Source organism: Streptomyces sp. NPDC002133 (assembly GCF_040296405.1).
In the GTDB taxonomy this organism is placed as follows: Bacteria; Actinomycetota; Actinomycetes; order Streptomycetales; family Streptomycetaceae; genus Streptomyces.
Genome location: NZ_JBEOXF010000153.1, coordinates 1 through 1,132, shown reverse-complemented (window position 1 = coordinate 1,132; position 1,132 = coordinate 1). Strand labels below are relative to the sequence as shown.

Genomic DNA, 1,132 nt, shown 5'->3' with positions numbered 1-1,132 from the left:
CCGGGTGACTGACCTGCGTCAATGGTCTCCCGGGACGGCGTGGGGCCGCGCGGTGCGGTGCACCGTGCGGCCCCAGGGGGTGGTGTGCCGGGTTCAGCCCTTGCGGGTCTTGATCTCCTCGGTGAGCTGGGGGACGACCTGGAAGAGGTCGCCGACCACGCCGTAGTCGACCAGGTCGAAGATCGGGGCCTCGGCGTCCTTGTTGATGGCCACGATGGTCTTCGAGGTCTGCATGCCGGCGCGGTGCTGGATCGCGCCGGAGATGCCGGAGGCGATGTACAGCTGCGGGGAGACGGACTTGCCGGTCTGGCCGACCTGGTTGGAGTGCGGGTACCAGCCGGCGTCGACCGCGGCACGCGAGGCGCCGACCGCGGCACCGAGGGAGTCGGCCAGTGCCTCGATGACGGCGAAGTTCTCGGCGCCGTTGACGCCGCGGCCGCCGGAGACCACGATCGCGGCCTCGGTCAGTTCCGGGCGTCCGGTCGACTCGCGCGGCGTGCGGGCGGTGACCTTGGTGCCGGTGGCCTGCTGCGAGAACGACACCGGCAGGGCCTCCACCGCGCCCGCGGCCGGGGCCGGCTCGACCGGGGCCGAGTTCGGCTTCACGGTGATGACCGGGGTGCCCCTGGACACCCTGGACCTGGTGGTGAAGGACGCGGCGAACGCGGACTGCGTGGCCACCGGACCCGACTCACCGGCCTCCAGGTCGACGGCGTCGGTGATGATGCCCGAACCGATCCGCACCGCCAGACGGGCCGCGATCTCCTTGCCCTCCGCCGAGGACGGCACCAGCACCGCCACCGGCGAGGTCGCCTCGTGGGCGGCCTGCAGCGCGTCCACCTTCGGCACGACCAGATAGTCGGCGAACTCGGGGGCATCAGCGGTCAGCACCCGCACGGCGCCGTGCTCGGCGAGCGTGCCGGCCGTCGCCCCGGCACCGGCACCCAGCGCAACGGCGACCGGCTCACCGATACGCCGGGCCAGCGTCAACAGCTCCAGGGTGGGCTTGCGGACGGCACCGTCCACGTGGTCGACATAGACGAGAACTTCAGCCATGGAACGTCTTCTCTCCTGCTTACGAAGCTTGCGAAGTGTGAAGGGGGGCAGTAGACGGCCGGAGCCTCAGATGAAC

1 protein-coding gene is annotated in these 1,132 nt (G+C 71.3%); it reads right to left on the bottom strand.

Annotation, left to right across the window (positions count from 1 at the left end):
* Nucleotides 1–93: 93 nt before the first annotated feature.
* Nucleotides 94–1,056, bottom strand: a complete 963-nt coding sequence (locus ABT078_RS42540; RefSeq protein WP_351237850.1) for an electron transfer flavoprotein subunit alpha/FixB family protein — start codon at nucleotides 1,054–1,056, stop codon at nucleotides 94–96.
* Nucleotides 1,057–1,132: the final 76 nt, after the last annotated feature.